Annotated in this window: 24 protein-coding genes and 1 riboswitch; of the genes, 14 read left to right on the top strand and 10 right to left on the bottom strand. The window is 38.8% G+C overall.

Features of this window, described 5'->3' with window-relative positions; all coding sequences use genetic code 11:
- Window positions 1-13: 13 nt before the first annotated feature.
- Both ZA05_RS16075 and ahcY read right to left on the bottom strand, forming a co-directional pair.
- Window positions 14-487 carry a very short patch repair endonuclease gene (locus ZA05_RS16075; RefSeq protein WP_053992712.1) on the bottom strand — a complete coding sequence of 158 codons (474 nt, stop codon included), beginning with the start codon at window positions 485-487 and terminating at the stop codon, window positions 14-16.
- Window positions 488-605: 118 nt separating this feature from the next.
- A complete protein-coding gene (ahcY, locus tag ZA05_RS16080; RefSeq protein ID WP_053992713.1) occupies window positions 606-1,922 on the bottom strand; it encodes an adenosylhomocysteinase in 1,317 nt (438 codons plus the stop codon).
- Window positions 1,923-2,052: 130 nt separating this feature from the next.
- Between ahcY and ZA05_RS16085 the strand changes: the two genes are divergently transcribed.
- The 8 genes from ZA05_RS16085 to ZA05_RS16120 all read left to right on the top strand — a co-directional run bounded on the left by ZA05_RS16085 (window position 2,053) and on the right by ZA05_RS16120 (window position 9,350).
- Window positions 2,053-2,679, top strand: a complete 627-nt coding sequence (locus ZA05_RS16085; RefSeq protein ID WP_053992714.1) for a 4'-phosphopantetheinyl transferase superfamily protein — start codon at window positions 2,053-2,055, stop codon at window positions 2,677-2,679.
- Entirely contained in the window at window positions 2,680-3,447 is a 768-nt protein-coding gene (locus tag ZA05_RS16090; RefSeq protein ID WP_053992715.1) for a geranylgeranylglyceryl/heptaprenylglyceryl phosphate synthase, read from the top strand. It abuts the gene before it with no gap.
- 46 nt (window positions 3,448-3,493) lie between these two features.
- Window positions 3,494-3,754, top strand: a complete 261-nt coding sequence (locus ZA05_RS16095) for a thiamine-binding protein (protein WP_053992716.1) — start codon at window positions 3,494-3,496, stop codon at window positions 3,752-3,754.
- A complete protein-coding gene (gene pnuC, locus ZA05_RS16100) occupies window positions 3,738-4,370 on the top strand; it encodes a nicotinamide riboside transporter PnuC (RefSeq protein WP_053992717.1) in 633 nt (210 codons plus the stop codon). The genes ZA05_RS16095 and pnuC overlap by 17 nt, the downstream gene beginning before the upstream one ends.
- Window positions 4,331-4,894, top strand: a complete 564-nt coding sequence (locus tag ZA05_RS16105) for an AAA family ATPase (protein WP_053992718.1) — start codon at window positions 4,331-4,333, stop codon at window positions 4,892-4,894. Before pnuC ends, ZA05_RS16105 begins: the two co-directional genes overlap by 40 nt.
- Complete coding sequence (locus ZA05_RS16110; RefSeq protein WP_053992719.1) at window positions 4,894-6,459, top strand: DUF4301 family protein; 1,566 nt, start codon at window positions 4,894-4,896, stop codon at window positions 6,457-6,459. The genes ZA05_RS16105 and ZA05_RS16110 overlap by 1 nt, the downstream gene beginning before the upstream one ends.
- Complete coding sequence (gene arfB / locus ZA05_RS16115) at window positions 6,449-6,859, top strand: alternative ribosome rescue aminoacyl-tRNA hydrolase ArfB (RefSeq protein ID WP_053992720.1); 411 nt, start codon at window positions 6,449-6,451, stop codon at window positions 6,857-6,859. Before ZA05_RS16110 ends, arfB begins: the two co-directional genes overlap by 11 nt.
- A gap of 52 nt (window positions 6,860-6,911) precedes the next feature.
- A riboswitch (TPP riboswitch) is annotated at window positions 6,912-7,003 on the top strand.
- 154 nt (window positions 7,004-7,157) lie between these two features.
- A complete protein-coding gene (locus ZA05_RS16120) occupies window positions 7,158-9,350 on the top strand; it encodes a TonB-dependent receptor (RefSeq protein WP_053992721.1) in 2,193 nt (730 codons plus the stop codon).
- Window positions 9,351-9,425: 75 nt separating this feature from the next.
- Here the strand turns inward: ZA05_RS16120 and ZA05_RS16125 are convergent, their stop codons facing one another.
- The gene (locus ZA05_RS16125) at window positions 9,426-9,857 is read right to left on the bottom strand and encodes a hypothetical protein (protein WP_053992722.1); all 432 of its coding nucleotides are present in this window, start codon (window positions 9,855-9,857) and stop codon (window positions 9,426-9,428) included.
- A 249-nt stretch (window positions 9,858-10,106) separates the two neighbouring features.
- Here ZA05_RS16125 and greA point away from each other — a divergent pair, with 249 nt between their 5' ends.
- Both greA and ZA05_RS16135 read left to right on the top strand, forming a co-directional pair.
- Window positions 10,107-10,580 (top strand): transcription elongation factor GreA, encoded by a 474-nt coding sequence (greA, locus tag ZA05_RS16130; protein WP_053992814.1) that lies wholly within the window; start codon window positions 10,107-10,109, stop codon window positions 10,578-10,580.
- A gap of 90 nt (window positions 10,581-10,670) precedes the next feature.
- On the top strand, window positions 10,671-11,060 hold the full coding sequence (locus ZA05_RS16135) for an HIT family protein (RefSeq protein ID WP_053992723.1): 390 nt from the start codon (window positions 10,671-10,673) through the stop codon (window positions 11,058-11,060).
- A gap of 4 nt (window positions 11,061-11,064) precedes the next feature.
- Here the strand turns inward: ZA05_RS16135 and ZA05_RS16140 are convergent, their stop codons facing one another.
- Window positions 11,065-11,418, bottom strand: a complete 354-nt coding sequence (locus ZA05_RS16140) for a hypothetical protein (RefSeq protein WP_053992724.1) — start codon at window positions 11,416-11,418, stop codon at window positions 11,065-11,067.
- 10 nt (window positions 11,419-11,428) lie between these two features.
- Window positions 11,429-12,580 carry a HAMP domain-containing sensor histidine kinase gene (locus ZA05_RS16145; protein ID WP_053992725.1) on the bottom strand — a complete coding sequence of 384 codons (1,152 nt, stop codon included), beginning with the start codon at window positions 12,578-12,580 and terminating at the stop codon, window positions 11,429-11,431.
- A gap of 122 nt (window positions 12,581-12,702) precedes the next feature.
- On the opposite strand from ZA05_RS16145, the gene ZA05_RS16150 reads away from it, so the two are divergent.
- From ZA05_RS16150 to aat, 3 genes are all read left to right on the top strand, one after another.
- Complete coding sequence (locus ZA05_RS16150; RefSeq protein ID WP_053992726.1) at window positions 12,703-13,572, top strand: flavin reductase family protein; 870 nt, start codon at window positions 12,703-12,705, stop codon at window positions 13,570-13,572.
- Between the two features lie 51 nt (window positions 13,573-13,623).
- Window positions 13,624-13,995 carry a DUF3127 domain-containing protein gene (locus ZA05_RS16155; protein ID WP_053992727.1) on the top strand — a complete coding sequence of 124 codons (372 nt, stop codon included), beginning with the start codon at window positions 13,624-13,626 and terminating at the stop codon, window positions 13,993-13,995.
- Between the two features lie 302 nt (window positions 13,996-14,297).
- Window positions 14,298-14,936, top strand: coding sequence for a leucyl/phenylalanyl-tRNA--protein transferase (gene aat, locus ZA05_RS16160; RefSeq protein WP_053992728.1), 639 nt, complete (start codon window positions 14,298-14,300; stop codon window positions 14,934-14,936).
- Window positions 14,937-14,950: 14 nt separating this feature from the next.
- On the opposite strand, the gene ZA05_RS16165 is transcribed toward aat, so the two are convergent.
- Window positions 14,951-15,514 (bottom strand): DNA-3-methyladenine glycosylase I, encoded by a 564-nt coding sequence (locus tag ZA05_RS16165; protein WP_053992729.1) that lies wholly within the window; start codon window positions 15,512-15,514, stop codon window positions 14,951-14,953.
- A 93-nt stretch (window positions 15,515-15,607) separates the two neighbouring features.
- On the opposite strand from ZA05_RS16165, the gene ZA05_RS16170 reads away from it, so the two are divergent.
- Window positions 15,608-16,225, top strand: coding sequence for a thioredoxin family protein (locus ZA05_RS16170; protein ID WP_053992730.1), 618 nt, complete (start codon window positions 15,608-15,610; stop codon window positions 16,223-16,225).
- A gap of 279 nt (window positions 16,226-16,504) precedes the next feature.
- Here ZA05_RS16170 and ZA05_RS16175 read toward each other — a convergent pair whose 3' ends face one another.
- The 4 genes from ZA05_RS16175 to ZA05_RS16190 all read right to left on the bottom strand — a co-directional run bounded on the left by ZA05_RS16175 (window position 16,505) and on the right by ZA05_RS16190 (window position 18,518).
- Window positions 16,505-17,194, bottom strand: a complete 690-nt coding sequence (locus ZA05_RS16175; protein ID WP_053992731.1) for an ATP-binding cassette domain-containing protein — start codon at window positions 17,192-17,194, stop codon at window positions 16,505-16,507.
- Complete coding sequence (locus tag ZA05_RS16180) at window positions 17,191-17,466, bottom strand: hypothetical protein (RefSeq protein ID WP_053992732.1); 276 nt, start codon at window positions 17,464-17,466, stop codon at window positions 17,191-17,193. Before ZA05_RS16180 ends, ZA05_RS16175 begins: the two co-directional genes overlap by 4 nt.
- 68 nt (window positions 17,467-17,534) lie before the next feature.
- Window positions 17,535-17,999, bottom strand: a complete 465-nt coding sequence (locus ZA05_RS16185) for a hypothetical protein (protein ID WP_053992733.1) — start codon at window positions 17,997-17,999, stop codon at window positions 17,535-17,537.
- Between the two features lie 54 nt (window positions 18,000-18,053).
- A complete protein-coding gene (locus ZA05_RS16190) occupies window positions 18,054-18,518 on the bottom strand; it encodes a hypothetical protein (protein WP_157514733.1) in 465 nt (154 codons plus the stop codon).
- Window positions 18,519-18,620 lie beyond the last annotated feature (102 nt).

Consider the following 18,620-nt stretch of genomic DNA (forward strand, 5'->3'; position numbering starts at 1 on the left):
TTATTGAGTTTGCCTACCAATCATTCCGGCCTGTAGAGATATAGACCAAAACATCATTGATACATTGGTCTAAGTTGGTTTTAATTTCGTGTGCCCAAAACCTGAAAACGGTAAATCCCATGGCTTCCAATGCTTGGTTTACTTGATAGTCTCGCTGCATATTGCGTTCTATCTTGGGAATCCAAAACTGACGGTTGCTTTTTATCTGATTCTTTCGTTCGTCCCAATTGTAGCCATGCCAAAATTCCCCATCAATAAAAATGGCAAGATTATACTTTTTGATGGACACATCGGGTTTTCCAGGTAAGCTTTTACTATCCACGCGATACCTCACATTTTTTTGCCAAAGCGCTTTCCTAAAACGCAGCTCTGGGTTGGTGTTTTTGCCACGAATACGACTCATAATCTTGGAGCGTTTTTTAGTGGTGTAAAACCCGGCTTCCTCACTAAAACGAGGCACTTTAATATTGTCTTCTGAATATACCATGATGTCTATGAAATATAAGGATTTTCTTGGAGATATTTAGGATTGAAACTTCAGCAGAAAACAAAAAAATCCCAAACCTTGAGGCTTGGGATTTCTATGAATAAGAATTTAAATTCTCTTAGTATCTGTAGTATTCTGGTTTGAATGGGCCTTCAACTTGTACACCGATATAATCGGCTTGGTCTTGTTTCAATTCAGTAAGTTCCACGCCAATTTTGGCAAGGTGCAATTTGGCTACTTTCTCATCTAAATGCTTTGGCAACATGTATACTTTGTTTTCGTAAGCATCTTTGTTGGTCCAAAGTTCAATTTGCGCCAAAGTTTGGTTAGTAAAGGAGTTGCTCATTACAAAACTTGGGTGTCCAGTCGCACAACCAAGGTTTACCAAACGTCCTTCTGCTAAAAGGATAATATCATTTCCGTTGATAGTGTATTTGTCAACCTGAGGTTTGATTTCAACTTTTGTTGCTCCATGATTTGTTTTCAACCACGCAACATCAATTTCGTTGTCAAAATGCCCAATGTTACATACGATGGTTTTATCTTTCATAGCTTCAAAGTGCTCACCACGAACGATATCTTTGTTTCCAGTTGTAGTAATCACGATATCAGCTTTTCCAACAACTGTTTCCAAACGTTTTACTTCGTAACCATCCATTGCTGCCTGTAAGGCACAAATAGGGTCAATTTCAGTCACGGTTACAATACTTCCAGCGCCTCTAAAAGAAGCTGCAGTACCTTTACCTACGTCTCCATAACCACAAACTACAACACGTTTTCCTGCCAACATCACATCGGTAGCACGACGAATAGCGTCAACCGCACTTTCGCGACATCCGTATTTGTTGTCGAATTTAGATTTGGTTACAGAATCATTCACGTTGATAGCAGGCATTGGCAATGTTCCAGCTTTCATACGGTCATACAATCTGTGAACACCAGTAGTCGTTTCTTCGCTTAAACCATTAATACCTTCAACCAAATGAGGGTACCGGTCCAATACCATATTGGTAAGGTCTCCACCGTCATCCAAAATCATGTTAAGCGGTTGGCGGTCTTCACCAAAAAATAAAGTTTGCTCAATACACCAATCAAACTCCTCTTCGGTCATATTTTTCCAAGCATAAACAGCAGTTCCCGCAGCGGCAATAGCAGCGGCAGCCTGATCTTGGGTAGAAAAAATGTTGCAAGAACTCCAGGTAACTTCTGCACCAAGGGCTTGAAGGGTCTCAATCAAAACAGCCGTTTGAATGGTCATGTGCAAACATCCTGCAATACGAGCACCTTTAAGCGGTTGAGACTCTTTGTATTCCTCACGCAAGCTCATCAGCCCAGGCATTTCGGCTTCTGCCAATTCAATCTCTTTGCGTCCCCAGTCAGCCAATGACAGGTCTTTTACCTTAAATGGCTCGTAAGCCACAGTTTTTGTATCCATGTTTTATGTTTTTCTAGTGTTATAAGATGACACCTTTGGCAATACTCCCTAAAATGGTTAAATTCGCTTACCCAAAGTGGCATTGCTTTTTAAGCGGTGCAAAGATAACCAATAACTTTCAGAAAAGTAAATGCCTCTATATAAAACCCTTAATCCTAGTACACAAACTTCTGTTAAAATCTGGAAAATAACAGAGTCCTATCAGGAGTTGTTTCAGCCTGTTACGCTAAAACCAGAAAGTTTACAGCGGGTGCAAAATATGAAAAGTGAATTGCACCAACGTGGGTTTTTAAGTGTACGCCATTTACTAGCTGAGTTTGGCTATACTGACGAGGATTTATTTTATGATGAAAATGGGAAACCCCATTTAAAAGATGGAAAGCATATTTCCATAAGCCATTCTTTTACCTTTTCTGCCGTAGTGGTAAGTGATGATGTGGTTGGGATTGACATTGAAAAGCAACGAGAAAAAATAGGGGTGATAGCTCATAAGTTTATGGACTATGAGTTTAAGTATTTGAAGAATTCCCAGGCCGATTATATCAATAAACTTACAGTAATTTGGTGTGTTAAGGAGTCTTTGTATAAACTTTTTGCAACACCAGGATTGAGTTTTTTGCAGCACACTTTAGTGATTCCGTTTATGATGCATGATGGAGAAACCACGGCGTGGATAGATTATAAAAACAGAAAGAGTCGCTATCACGTGGCCTTCTTGGAATTTGAAGGATTTACCTGTGCTTATACACTTCCGTAGATGATGATTTATAAGGATATTTTAAGAAGAATCGCTGTAGGCGAACGATTGTTGGCAGTGTTGTTGGACCCCGATAAACTTCAAACTGATAAGGTGGCCAATTTGATGGAGAAGGTGAATCAATCCATTGCCACCCATATTTTTGTTGGCGGGAGTGAAGTTGATGAACATGTTACTCCAATTTTGGTGGCAGAGATAAAGAAACACACTTTACTGCCAGTAATCATTTTTCCTGGAGATGTCTCCCAAATTTCAGAAAAGGCTGATGCCCTTTTGTTTTTGTCCTTAATTTCAGGAAGAAACCCCGATTACCTTATCGGGAAACAAGTGCAGGCGGTTCAAAAGTTGAGAGAAGCCAATTTGGAAATCATCCCAACAGGTTATTTGCTTATTGAAAATGGGAAGGAAACAGCGGTTCAGCGTGTGACGCATACTTTGCCAATGTCAAAAGATAATGTTCAGAATATTGTAGATACGGCTAAAGCAGGGGAATTGTTGGGAATGAAATTGATTTATTTGGAAGCAGGTAGTGGTGCAATCCATCCTATTGATGCCGAAATTATCAAGAAAGTAAAGGAAGATTTAAAGATTCCTTTGATTGTTGGAGGAGGCATCAGAAATATGGAAGCCTTAACTCAAGCCTATACTGCAGGGGCAGATATGGTAGTGATTGGTACTGCTTTTGAACAGGACGAGACCTTTTTTGAAAGACTTCAGCAAAAAGAAATCATTCTAGAAACACCAAAGCCGTTGAACGGATTTGGTTGAACAAAAACATAACTATAAATAGGACCTATTAGGGAATTTAAACACCATGAAAATTTCAGTAGAATTAACGTTGACGCCGCTTCAAGATAACTACGAACCGGCGATTATTCACTTTATAAAAAAACTGCGAGCTTCTGGGCTTACCGTTTTGGAAAACCCTTTGAGTACTCAAGTGTATGGCGATTATGATGAGGTTATGGGCTTGCTGACAAGCGAAATCAAGGAAGCTTTTGAATTGATAGAAAGAGGATTGTTGTACATGAAACTTGTGAAATCCGACCGTCACGACTATGAACCACATTTTTGATTTTTTCATAGACCCTTATCGTGGTACTCCTGCATTGTTTATTGTCTTGGAAGCCATTGCCTTTGTCTTTGGCATTTTAAGTGTTTACTATGCCCAAAAGGAAAATATTTTGGTGTATCCAACAGGCTTGGTGGCCACAATAATCACGGTTTACCTATTGTACAAGGCTGGGTATTTGGGAGACATGATGATGAATTTTTACTATTCCGTGATGAGTATTTACGGGTGGTGGAACTGGGCCAGAAAAAAAGAAGACAAGCATGTGGTGGCTATTTCCAGAACCAATACCAAAGAAAAATTAATAGGAGTTGGCATGTTTTTGTTGACAATGTTGGTAACTTATTTGGTCTACACAGCTTATGGTTACCAATTGGAAATTCCTAACTATATAGACATCTTTACTTCGGGTATTTTCTTTACGGCAATGTGGTACATGGCCATCAAGAAGCTGGAAAATTGGACCCTCTGGATTTTCGCCGACCTTATTACCGTTCCGCTTTATGCTTATAGAGGATTAGGAATGTTATCTTTACAATATCTCATTTTTACATTTTTAGCAATTCAAGGATATCGCCAATGGAAGCGCAGCTTAGACAACAAGATTCAAACTGCATAAAAGTGGTGCTCTTTGGTCCTGAATCTACAGGGAAGACGGTGTTGGCACAACGCTTGGCCAAGCATTACAAAACGCTGTGGGTCCCTGAATTTTCAAGAAGTTATGCTGAAGAAAAAATGAGAATGGGAGAGGACCTCACCAAAGCGGATGTGTTGCCCATTGCCATAGGGCAAATGAAACTGGAAAATGAACTGACTTCAAAAGTCGAAAAATTATTGATTTGCGATACCGATTTGTTGGAAACAAAAGTTTATAGTTCAATGTATTATGATGGATTTTGTCCTGAAATTCTGAATAAAATAGTTGGAAAGAATCGGTATAATCTTTATTTTTTAACTAATATTGATGTGCCGTGGGAAGCGGATGACATTCGTGACAGACCTAATGAAAGGGAGCGCATGTTCCAAGCTTTTGAAACGGCTTTAATAACACATAACAAACCCTATGTTTTACTAAAAGGTTCTGAAGAGGAACGCTTTAAAGTGGCAGTAGAGCATATTGATAATCTAATAAACCAGACTTGATGAAATTTTCTGAAGCAGATTTAGAACAGATTGAAAAAAAGGGACTCACCCCTAAAAAAGTAAAACAACAGATTAAAATTTTTAAAAACGGACTGCCGTTTACTCACCTTGTTTCTGCGGCTACGATTGGTAAGGGAATTACCAAATTGAACCCAGAAGAGGAGGAGAATTACATTAAAATATTTGAAGAGAAGAAGAATGAAAGCGAGCTGTTAAAGTTTGTACCTGCTTCAGGGGCGGCAACAAGAATGTTCAAATTTTTATTTCAATTTCAGCAGGATTACGATCCAGAAGCGGAAAGTTTAAATTCCTATATCAACAACACCGATGCTAAGGATCTCTCTTTATTCTTTCTAGGGCTAAAAAAGTTTCCGTTTTATGATGAGGTCATGGCCAAACTTTTAGAAACCTATCCCGATTATAACAAAAAGTCAAGAGATAAAAAGTCCTGGTTATTCGTAAAAGCCATGTTGGATGAGGATATGTTGGATTATGGAAACTACCCAAAGGGACTCTTGCCGTTTCACGAATATAAAAACAAGGTGATTTCAACAGCTTTTGAAGAGCATTTGTTTGAAACCGCTCTGTATTCGTCTGATAATTGTAAGGCAAAATTGCACTTCACCATTTCAGAAAAGTATAAAGATAAGTTCAAAAGTGAGTTTGAAAGAATTCAACAGAAAGTAGAGACCAAAACGGGGGTGAAGTTTGAAATTTCATTTTCTTATCAAAAAGAATCTACAGATACCATTGCCGTAACCCCAAAAAACAAGTTGTTTAGGGAAGAGGATGGCTCTTTGTTGTTCAGACCTTCAGGACATGGTGCGCTTATTGAAAACCTAAACGACCTTGAAGCTGATGTCATTTTTATGAAGAACATAGACAATGTGGTGGTTTATAAATACAAGGAAGAGGTAGCCAAGTACAAAAAAGTGCTTGCCGGAATTTTAATGGAACTTCAAGAGCAGGCCTTTGCCTACCTAAGAAAATTGGATGAAGACAATTTAGAAGAGAAGGATCTTAAGGAAATTGCCAAATTCTTGAGCAAGAAAATGGACGTTAAGATTTCTCCAGAATTCAAAAAATATAAATCTAAATATCAAATAGAATACCTTCAGGAAAAACTCAACCGTCCTATCCGTATTTGCGGAATGGTGAAAAATGAGGGAGAGCCAGGTGGAGGACCTTTTTGGGTAAAGGATGAAGATGGGGTAATTTCACTTCAAATTGTGGAATCGGCCCAAATCAATATGAAGGACAAGGGCCAAAAATCCATTTTGACGAAATCAACTCATTTCAACCCTGTGGATATTGTGTGCAGCGTTAAGGATTATAAGGGTGAAAAATTCAATTTGACCAAGTTTGTCGATCCTTCGGCCGCGTTTATAACTGAAAAAACCAAAAATGGGAGAAATCTCAAAGCTTTGGAGCTTCCAGGGCTTTGGAACGGTAGTATGGCCAATTGGAACACAGTGTTTGTGGAGGTACCATTGATAACCTTTAATCCTGTAAAAACGGTGAACGATTTGTTGAAAGCACCACACCAAGTTCTTAATGGACATTAATCAGGAAGCACTTATTTCAGAACTGACCTTTAAGGCGGTTCGAAGTTCAGGATCGGGAGGGCAACACGTTAATAAAGTAGCTACCAAAGTGGAGCTGTTTTTTGATGTGGTGGCCTCCAAGGTTTTGGAGGAAGATGAAAAACAGCGGGTGCTTCACGCGCTTTCCAATAGGGTGAACAAAGGGCAGGTGTTGGTGTTGTATAGTGATGACAGCCGAAGTCAATTCAAAAATAAAAGACTTGTCATCCAAAAGTTTTTGAACATGATTGAGGAGGCTTTAGCGGTTCAAAAGGAACGTGTGCCGACTAAAATTCCAAAAGGCGTAAAGAAAAAGCGACTTCAGGATAAACGAAAACAGTCTGAAAAAAAGAGTTTTAGGAAACCGCCAGACCTCTATTGAAAATAATGCTGTTTCGGTAGGTTAATTCTCTATTCTTCCCTAAATTTGCCCCGTTCTCAAAAAGGGGTGCCTAATATCGGCTGAGATCATACCCATTGAACCTAGAACAGGTAATGCTGTTTAGGAATGAAGCATTAAAAATGTCTGCAGACTGAGCAACGGGCACGTTGCAAACCACCAAGTTTTGGTGATTATAAATTTTAATGCGTGGTAAAATGAAGCATTGGCTTCAAAATCAATTTTAATAACAACAAAAGAATAATGACCTCTTTTTATTCGATTATAATTTTTAATCGATATGAAAAACATATTTCTTTTCTTAACACTATTGGTGCTATCAGTCACCGCAATTGCACAAGAACAACCACAACAAACGAAAGATTCTACCGAAGTTGAAAAACTGGATGAAGTTCTAGTAAAGGCCGTTAGGGTAGAAGCCACGTCTCCAATCACACACTCCAATGTTAGCAAGGAGCAGTTGGAAAAGCGCAATTTGGGACAGGATATTCCTGTGCTCTTAAATTATTTGCCGTCGGTGGTAACGTCTACAGATGCCGGGGCGGGAATTGGATATACCTATATTCGTGTGCGTGGTATCAATGCCCAATCTACCAATGTGACCATTAACGGGATTCCTTATAACGATGCGGAATCGATGGGAACCTTTTGGGTGAATTTAGGTGATTTTGCCTCTTCAGTAGAAAGTTTGCAGTTACAGCGTGGCGTTGGAACTTCCACCAATGGTTCTGGGGCTTTTGGAGCCAGTATTAACGTACTGACTGATGCCGTTTCTAAAGAAGCGAGTGCCGAAATTTCCAATTCCTTCGGAAGTTATAACACACGCAAACATACGGTGAAGTTCAGCACTGGATTGATGAACGATCACTTTGAGTTCGCTGGGCGTTTGTCGAAAATTAAATCGGATGGCTATATCGACAGAGCATCTTCCGATTTGCAATCTTATTTTTTGCAAGGGTCTTATGTAGATGAGAATACCTTGATTAAAGCCTTGGCATTTGGAGGAAAGGAGAAAACCTATCAGTCTTGGAATGGTTTGGAGGATTTGGATCTATTGGAAAATGACAGAACCTTTAATACGGCGGGAATGTATTTTGACGCCGATGGAAACATGCATTTTTACGACAATGAGGTAGATGATTACAAACAAGACCATTACCAACTGCATTGGAACCAACGTTACAATAACCATTGGTCTACCAACTTGGGACTGAATTACACCTATGGTCGGGGGTTCTTTGAACAATATAAGGAAGACGAAGATTTTGCCGATTACGATTTAGCAGAAATTCAAATTGGAGGTGAAACCATCAATACTACCGATTTGATTCGTCGTCGTTGGCTGGATAATGATTTTTATGTGGTAAATGCCAATGTCAACTATAAAAACGATGCTTTAAATATGACTTTGGGGACTTCGTATAGTTTTTATGATGGTGACCATTTTGGAGAAATTATTTGGGCACAGTATGCAAGTGACAGCGAAATAAGAGACCATTATTACGATGGTAATGGAAAGAAAGGCGATTTTAGTGTGTTTGCCAAGGCTACCTATAGGTTTAATGAGAAGTTGAGCCTTTATGGCGATGTTCAGGTTCGAAATGTAGATTACACAACATCGGGCTTGACCTCTGATAGAGTTCCTTTTAATGTGGATGAAAATTACACCTTTTTCAATCCAAAAGCTGGGGTGACCTATAAGATGAATGACTATAATAACTTGTATTTCTCTTATGCTAGAGCCAATAGAGAGCCTAACAGAGACGATTTTGAAAACAATGCCACTGTAAAACCTGAGCAGCTTAACGATTTTGAATTGGGTTGGAGACACGACGCACAAAAACTGAGATTGAATGTGAATGCTTATTATATGCTATACAACGAACAATTGGTACTAACGGGTAACTTGGACGATGTAGGGAACCCAATCAGAACCAATAGTGGAGACAGTTATCGTTTAGGATTGGAAGTGGAAGCAGCCGTAGCCTTATCTAAAAAGTTTTCCATTCAGCCTAACTTTACTTTGAGTTCCAATAAGAATAAAGAAACCTTTGCTTCCTTAGATGGAGAATTGGTCAACTTAGGAAAAACAAACATCTCTTATTCACCAGAGTTTATTGCGGCCAATGCTTTAGTGTTCCAGCCAATGGCAAACCTGCAAATGTCTGTGTTGAGCAAATACGTAGGCGAACAATTTATGGGGAATACCAATGCTGAAAATTCAAAATTGGACAGCTATTTTGTAAACGACTTCAACATCACTTACGAGCTAAAAACGAAATCAATCTTTAAATCCATTTTGTTTACAGGATTGGTGAACAATATTTTCAATGAAAAGTATGTATCTAATGGGTATTACTATACTTATGATGATACTTGGTCCGATCCAAACCAAGTAACCACCATTGAAGGTGCAGGCTATTATCCTCAGGCTACCACTAACTTTTTGTTGGGAATGACCTTGAAATTCTAGAAACGTTATTTTTTAAAACTAAAAAGCCAAAACGACACTTCAGTTTTGGCTTTTTTTATTTCGATTGGATATTTTTTAATTGTATACGTACAGCATGTTGCCACTTTGTTCTACCACATACATCCTCAGGCCACAGGGCAATTCGGAGTTATAAAGCGGTTGTCCTGTAATCAAGCTATAGGTGTTGGCATCGCTACAGCCACAAACGCCTTCAATGCCATCAATACTTAAAGTTGAACAATTGCTCACAGCATGGTTCGGGTCGGCAGCATCAAAAGCCATAAATCCAAAACCTGTATTCACCACAAAAAAACCTCCAACACTTCCTTGATTGCCCACATAAACAGGGTTGCTTGGAAATTGCAATTGGCTGTATTGTGGTAAGTTCATATTCAAAGATGCATTCACACCGACATTGGGCAGGAAATTGCATTCGTTTTGGTCGTCGTTACCACCGCAGGCTACCAATAATGGAAGCAGGGCGAAAAAGGGCATTAGTTTTTTCATAGCTGTAAAATAGAAGTGCAAATTACGATAAAATTAACGCTTTCGGTTAGGCTTGCATATGAGTCCATTAAAAATTTAACGAATAATTATAAAGTACCGCGAGCTTTGCTCTCCCATTTTTTTAGTTACCTTTAGACCTAGTTAACATTTAAAAAAATTGTGTAAATTTGTATGTAATCTCGTGCTAGCGGGATTTTTTTTATGCTGAATAAGAGTTCGGCTACGATTTACAATTTAAATAATGAAGTTATGAGTAAAGTATCTTATTACACTGCGGAAGGACTGAAGAAATTAAGGGACGAGTTAAGACAACTTAAGGATATAGAACGCCCAAAAGCTTCCCAAGCTATTGCGGAAGCAAGAGACAAAGGGGATTTGAGTGAAAATGCCGAATACGATGCTGCCAAAGAGGCGCAAGGGCTATTGGAAATGAAAATTTCCAAATTGGAAGATATTTTGGCAGGGGCACGTTTGATTGACGAATCGCAATTGGACACCTCGAAGGTTTTGGTGCTTTCAAAAGTGAAAATTAAAAACCAAACCAATGGTATGGAAATGACCTATACCTTGGTTGCCGATGGAGAAGCCGATTTGGCCTCTGGTAAAATCTCTGTAAACTCGCCAATTGGTAAAGGCTTGTTAGGTAAGTCTGTTGGAGAGGTTGCGGATATCCAAGTACCAAATGGGGTCATGAAATTTGATATTTTAGAAATTTCAAGATAATAAACGGTCTTGATAGACAGGTTTAATAATTAAGTAAAAGATTCCCGTTCTGCGGGAATCTTTTTATCTTTAAATCTAATTCTGAATACCATGGCATCAATATTTACAAAGATTATAAATGGCGAGATTCCTTGCTATAAAGTTGCTGAAACAGATGAGTTTCTAGCGTTCTTGGACATCAACCCTAATGCAAAGGGACATACTTTATGTATTCCAAAAAAGGAAGTTGATAAGATTTTCGATTTGGACGAAGCTACCTATATGGGTTTAATGGCGTTTTCAAGGCGAGTAGCCATTGCATTGGAAAAGGCGGTTCCTTGTAAACGCGTGGGTGTCTCGGTGATTGGTTTGGAAGTACCTCATGTGCATGTACACTTAATTCCGTTAAATAGAATGGACGATGCCCGTTTTCTTTCCAAAGAGAGTTTGCAGCCTGAAGAATTTGAAGCGATTGCTAAGGAAATTGCCTCCCATTTGTGATTGATCAACTGTCAAAAACACCAAAAACGTATAGAATGATCGCTAAGATCAGTAAAAGGTCTATTATGATAAGGAACCATGACAATTTGGTGAGCTTTAAAGACCTTGGTTTAGCGGGAATGGCCCGTTGTTGGTAGGCAAATACCTGTTCTATTTCATGGGTCCATTGTACCGGATAGATTTCGTTGTTACAGGTGTGACAGTAAAGGGTATGTGTCGTGTCTTTGGTGACGGCTTTATAAAAGGCATTCTCTACCAGCTTTTGCTTAAAGGTTAAATGTAAGCCTTTTGTAGAATAGCATTCGGGGCAATTGTTGTTTAGATCAACTTCCTTTAGGGTAAAAAATGATGCGCTCATAAACTCAAATTTACGAAAGAATTTTTAAACTTATCTGCATGGTCGTACCCTTGCCAATTTCGGAGTGTAGGACCTTTATTTTGCCATTATGGTAATCTTCTACGATACGTTTGGCTAAGGATAGACCAAGGCCCCAACCGCGCTTTTTACTGGTGTAACCAGGTTCAAATATTTGGTGAAACTGTTGTTTGGAAATTCCTTTTCCAGTATCGGTAATATTTACTTTTACATATTTGCTGTCTTGCTCCATGGCTACACTTAACTTGCCTTTGCCCTTCATGGCATCAATGGCATTTTTTACCAAGTTCTCAATTGTCCAACTGTAGAGTTGAGAGTTGAGCTCCACAAAAATTTCGGTTTTGGGAACGGATATGTCAAAGTCAATTAATTTGGATGATCGTGATTTGAGGTAGGCATAGCTATCTAGAGTTTCTTGCACAATATCCGTTTTGGTAAGGGTGGGCATGGAGCCTATTTTACTAAAGCGCTCCGTAATGGTTTGGAGGCGTTGAATGTCTTTTTCCATTTCCAAAATGTAATCTGGATCGACGTTTTCCGACCTTAAAATTTCAATCCATCCTACAAGTGAGGAAAGGGGCGTGCCTATTTGGTGAGCCGTTTCTTTGGCCATTCCAGTCCAAAGTTTGTTTTGTTCGGCATTTTTATTGCTTCGGTAGAAAAAGTAAACCACAGCGCCAAATAAAAATATGATAAGCAAAAGGGCCAAAGGATAATATTTTAGCTTATTCAAAAGAGGCGAATTGCCATAATACAAGGTTGAAAGTACTTTGTCTTTATAACGAATTTCAATAGGGCGGTTTTCACTTTTAAATTTTTCAATAAGGGATTGAATGTATAGAGAATCCTGAGCCTTGGTTTCATCAATATTGTTGTAGGTAATGCCTTCTAGGCTTACCAATATCATGGGGGTCGTGGTATTGCTCTTTAAGATTTCTAAAGGGAGTTCCCCAACATTGGATTTTAAATCGGTAACCTTGCTCACTTCTTCCTGAGCCAGAGACCAATTTTCCATTTTGGTACGCTCTTCGGCCTTAAAATTTTGAAAGAAAATGTAGGTGTTCCAAAGGATGAGAGAAATAGTAACAAAAGACACAACGATGATGGTCCAACGTAAAATGTTTCTATTGGTGGATAAGGTCATTCTAAATTTTTTGTAATTCTAAATATAATGGAATTCTGTTAATAATATTGTGCGTTAAGGGTTTCAAATCATTTTTATTACTTTGGTAATATGGTTACATTTGTGCCAAATCAATTTTGCCTATGATCTCATTTAATCCCAAGGACATGTCTACTGCAAAGGTGCATGGGTACCTGTTAAGTGCCGTGGCGCCTAGGCCTATTGCATTTGCCAGTACCATTGATGAAGAGGGTAATCCTAATTTGTCGCCTTTTAGCTTTTTTAATGTGTTCAGTGCCAATCCGCCCATTTTGATTTTTTCACCGGCGCGCCGGGTAAGGGACAATACGGTAAAGCATACTTTGGAAAATGTGGAAGCGGTTAGAGAGGTAGTGATTAATGTGGTAAATTACGATTTAGTTCAGCAAACCTCCTTGAGCAGCACGGAATACGCAAAAGGGGTTAACGAATTTGAAAAGGCTGGTTTAACCATGTTGAAATCGGATATAGTGAAGCCTTTCAGAGTTGCCGAATCTCCTGTCCAATTTGAGTGTAAGGTAAACGATATTGTAAAATTGGGTGATGAAGGTGGCGCAGGAAACTTGGTGATATGTGAAGTGGTAAAGTTCCATGTCTCTGAGGAAGTCTTGGACGAGGAACAGCGGATAGATCAAGAGAAGTTGGACTTGGTAGCTAGGGCTGGAGGAAGTTATTACAACAGAGCCAAAAGCGGCTTTTTTGAAATTCCGAAGCCACTACAAACCTTGGGAATTGGTGTGGATGCCCTTCCTGAGGAAGTTAAGAACAGTATGATCTTGACGGGGAATGATTTGGGAATGTTGGGGAATGTAGAACAATTGCCTTCGGCACAAGATATTGCGGCCTTTGTAGAGGATATTAGTGAGCGTTACCCAAATATTACAAGTATGACACATCGGGAAAAGCATAAATTGGCTCAAAATTATTTGAGCTATGGCGATGTAGCAAGCGCATGGAAATTATTGCTATCTTAATCCGGTGGCAGAAACAGATAAAAATACAAATTAGAATAAATAGTAAGAAGAATGGAAATTCAGGGAAAAATTAAAATGATTGGAGAAACCCAAACTTTTGGAAGCAACGGGTTTAGAAAAAGAGAGATTGTAATTACTACAGAAGAGCAATATCCACAACATATTATGGTGGAGTTTGTACAGGATAAAACCGATTTATTAAATACTTACCAAGTAGGGCAACCAGTAAAGATTAGTATCAACCTAAGAGGAAGAGAATGGGTAAACCCTCAAGGAGAAACCAAATATTTCAATTCCATTCAAGGATGGCGTATTGAGGCTGTTCAAGCTGATGCTGGTAATATGCCACCGATGCCTCCAACAGATGCTTTTGAGCCTGCTGGAAATCTTAACGAAGAGGAGCATGATGATTTGCCTTTCTAGGAATTAGAGCATAAATTTTTTTAAGAAACCCCACTTTGTAGTGGGGTTTTTTGTATGTTGAAATCTATTGAACTTTCCTTTCATGTACTTTAAAAAAGAATGTATTTTTAAGGGACCTCATAAAAAAAGCTCCGAAGAATTCAGAGCTTTAGTATTGTGGTTTTAGGTGTGGCCTCCAATAAGTAGTTATCAAAATGCAATGATGAATAAATAATTTATTGTACAGGCCATTTCAAATTTGATAAAAATTATTGTCTTTTGAAAGGAAAGTTGTGTGAATATTCACGAAAACGTTGTAGTAAATGGTAAGTATTCTTACAAATGAACTCAAATTTCCAGATGTTAGGGAAACCTCTCCAGAAGGGCTTTTGGCCATTGGTGGAGATTTGTCTGTGGAGCGCTTGCTGTTGGCCTATCGCAGTGGCATTTTTCCGTGGTTCGATGATGATGATCCAATTTTATGGTGGGCGCCAGATCCACGCTTTGTGCTTTTTCCAGAACGCTTAAAAGTCTCTAAGAGCATGAAGCAGGTACTTCGTAATACAGATTTTGTAGTGACGGTTAATAAGGCATTTTCTAAAGTGATCAGGTCCTGTTCTAAAATTAAACGTCATGGGCAGCCTGGCAGCTGGATTACACAGGGCATGATCGATGGCTATTCGGACTTACATGAGTTGGGTTATGCGAAATCTGTAGAGGTGTGGTTGGACAATGAATTGGTAGGCGGTCTATATGGTGTAGATTTGGGCAATGGCGTGTTTTGTGGGGAAAGTATGTTTTCCAAAGTAAGCAATGCCAGTAAGGCGGCCTTTATAACTTTTATTCAAAATACAAATTACAGACTTATAGATTGCCAGGTATACACCAATCACCTGGAAACCTTGGGGGCTGAGGACATGCCTAGAGAGGAGTTTTTAAAGTATTTGAAAATTGGGGATTGATATGTTTTTAAAGTTTAAACTTCTGTATATCTAAAACATTTGGTTTCGTGGTCGTTTACCATACCGGTGGCCTGCATATGGGCATAGACTACCGTAGAGCCAACAAACTTAAACCCTCTTTTCTTTAAATCTTTACTGATGGTATCGCTCAAAGGGGTTGTGGCTGGAGCGGTTTTATAGTGTTCTATCTTATTGGTAATGGGTTGTCCATCTACAAAGTCCCAAATATAGTTGCTGAAGCTTCCAAATTCGTCCTGTACTTTCATAAAGGCCTGGGCATTGGTAACAGTCGCTCTTACTTTTAGTCTATTTCTTATAATACCGGCATCTTGAAGCAGGGCTTCTATTTTGTCGTCAGAGTACTCCGCAATGGTTCTATAATCAAAATTATCAAAGGCATTTCTGAAGTTTTCACGCTTTCTAAGGATGGTTATCCAGCTTAATCCGGCCTGAAAGGTCTCCAATATCAAAAACTCAAAAAGCTTGGCGTCATCATATACGGGAACGCCCCATTCTTCGTCATGATAGGTCTCATAAAGTGGGTCTCCAAGGCACCATCCACATCTGTGTTTTTCCATGGTAATTTCTGTTGAAAAATGAAGGGTTTAATGTAACAACGGTTACCTAAAAATAGGCATTTTAGCCTTAATTTTGTCAAAAAATTTTAGAGTATGGATATATCACAAATTAACAGAGTAGACGAGATTGTCAAAGCGAGCTTGGCACATAGTATGACCTATGAGCAATATCGTGAAAAGGTCAAGGGCCTTGTAGCCCAACAATCAACCTCGGGACCTGAACAGTCAGAGGAACGTGTTAATTTTACAGTACTCAATGACCGCCGTATGAAGCGGTGGGACAAAACTATAAAAGTGGCCCAAGACATTCGGGAAGCCGTGGAGAAATTCCAGACCAAGGTAACTTGGTTGGTGATTACCGAAAGTTGGTGTGGCGATGCTGCCCACGTAGTTCCGGCTATTAACAAGGTAGCCGAACTTAATGACAATATTACACTCAAGCTTGTGTTTAGAGATGAACATGAAGCTTTGATGGATGAATTTTTGACCAATGGAGGACGTTCCATTCCAAAATTGATTATGGTGGAAGATACCACAGGAGAGGTGGTCAGTACCTTCGGGCCAAGGCCAACCAAAGCTACGGAAATGGTAGAAGCTTTTAAGACGGAACACGGTGCATTGACTCCTGAATTTAAGGAAGAGCTACAGGTTTGGTACAATACCGATAAGGGACAATCTGTAATTGGTGATTTGGTACGGTTATTGCTGTAAATATAATAAGAAGCCAATTTGATATAGAAGTTGGCGCAATAACATAACCGTAATAGATTTTAGATGATGACAACAATAGTAATAGCTGCCGCAATGCTCCTAATGTCAGTATTAGGTTTAAGAATTTATAAAACAAGAAAACAATTGGTACCACAAAGAGTACCGGTAAAGCATAAAGACAATAATAGTAGGTTTTAATTAGATTGGTTAATATGTGTAAAAAGGCCTCGCAGAAATGCGGGGCTTTTTTTGTAATGTTTTGTTCGTGAAGTTGTCAATTTACTGTTGTAGTTTTTCAATGTTTTCAAAGGTTCCTTCAGGTATATATCCCAAAGTGACCAGTTCATTGAGGTCCTTAAGTGATTTTAAAAAGCCATTTTGCAAATACACAATACGGTCTGCCAAATGGATGACATTTTCATAATCGTGGTCTGTGATGATAAAGCCTTTGGAAGATTTCAGTCCATTGATGTACTCAATAACATAGGTTTTCATAATTGGACTTAGCCCATTAAAGGGTTCATCCAATAACACAAAGTGTGCATTGGAATGTGCCATCAGCAAAATTTCAACAATGCGTTTTTCGCCACCGCTTAACTGTTGATTCTGTTTTTTTAGTAGCGGTTGTATGTATTCGTTTTCAAGTACTGTTTCTCTATGTGCTTTCTCTAGAAACAAATTGATCAAAGACTTTATAGAAACATTGTTGGGCAAGAAGTTGTCCTGGGGCAGGTAATTGATCAACCGTCTACCGTCTTTAACTGATTTGATAATAGTTTGGCCCACACTTACAAACTTAAAATCGGCTTTTTCAATACCAAAAACAATTTTGAGCAAGGTAGATTTACCTGAGCCATTGCGTCCAATCAAACCAACCGTCTCCCCTTTTTTGCAGGACATATACACATCGCTTAGGATGACCTTGGTGTCGTAGCTTTTTGAAACACTATCTATATGTAGGTGACTCATATTATAGACAGTATTATTAGGTTGATCAAGCAAATGCCCATGGTTGATCCCCACAGCGTACCCTTACTCAAACCTAGATTGTAGTAATAATAGTATTGCTGTTTGTCTTTAAGGTCGTAGAAGAAGAACTGCATTTGTGGAGCCGTAAACAAAAAGCACCAACCAATGGTCGCGGGCTCCCCTCCAAATAAAAGCCCAAGTACAATGGCTATGGCATAGGCTATAAAGAAATGGGGTTTTTGAAATAACAAAAGGTTTTTTAGGAGTCTCAAGCTATAAGTATAGAGTTAAGTTGGTTGCTGCAATTTAAGAGGGTAAAAAGGTTTTGAAAAGTAGGTGTTCAATATTTCAATTCCAAATCCAGTTGCCTTCCCTCGGCTTGAGCCTTTTTGTCCTTTTCTGAACCGACAGCAATGCCCATAGCCATGCCAATAGGAAGTCCAATACCTAAAAAAGCCATATTTCCGAGGCTGGTACCAAAGACCACCCCAAGTGGAATCCCAAAAACAGATATTCCAATAGCCATCCATTTCTGTTGGTAATAATTTTTTGGGACTAATTGTAATTCCTTCTCCAATAATGTTACAATCTTTTTCAGGTGCTTTTTTAGTTGCGTTCGCAAGGTTTTTTCATTGTCGGGTAGTGCGTTTAGGGCTTCAATATAGGGGTTGATGGTATTTACAATAGCTTCTGGAAGGTCTCTTTTTTGCAGTTCGTTAAGGAGTTTTTCAAATTGAATATAGGCCCTTTCCAGTTTAGGGGTGTCTTTAATGATGGTGCGTGGTTTAAGAGCAGTTAATGTCATTTAAAATGTATTGGTTGTTGGGACTAACCTTGATAATTATAAAAGTACTTGGATTTAAATTCTCTTCAACTGATTTTCGTTTATAAAAAAGTCATCACGCTCAATGTTGTTTTCAAAGAAGCTTATGAGCTCCGATTCTGATGTGAATTCCTTTTTATGAAGCTTATCATTTACTTCGGAAAAGGTTAGAGTATTGTCCTGCACTGTAAAGCCATAAAACGTATATATAGTCTTGTCTTTGTATTCAGTTTTAACATTCATGATGGAAACCCCTTTAATGGTCTTTTGATGTCCCTGCAATTCCTCTATTTCTTTACCATCTTTAATGGCTAATTTGTAGGTTGTGTCACTGGCTTTTTGAATAGTAATTTTTTCAATATCATTGTTGGAGAAGCCCCATTCTCCAAGAAGTTCATGGTTGATGCTTTCATCGTTAGGTAATCCAAATTCAGATTCTATGGCACAGCCCATCAGTAAGAGGAATGCTAGGCATCCTAAAATATTTTTAACCGTATTCATGTGTTCTTTGTTTTGGTTGGTTCGCTATCTAAATTAATAAAAAAAGACTCAAGTCTTTTTGAAAGTTTAGTTTTAAGCCTAAAAAGCTAAACTGGGGAATCC

This window comes from Mangrovimonas sp. TPBH4 (assembly GCF_001280505.1).
Lineage (GTDB): Bacteria > Bacteroidota > Bacteroidia > Flavobacteriales > Flavobacteriaceae > Mangrovimonas_A.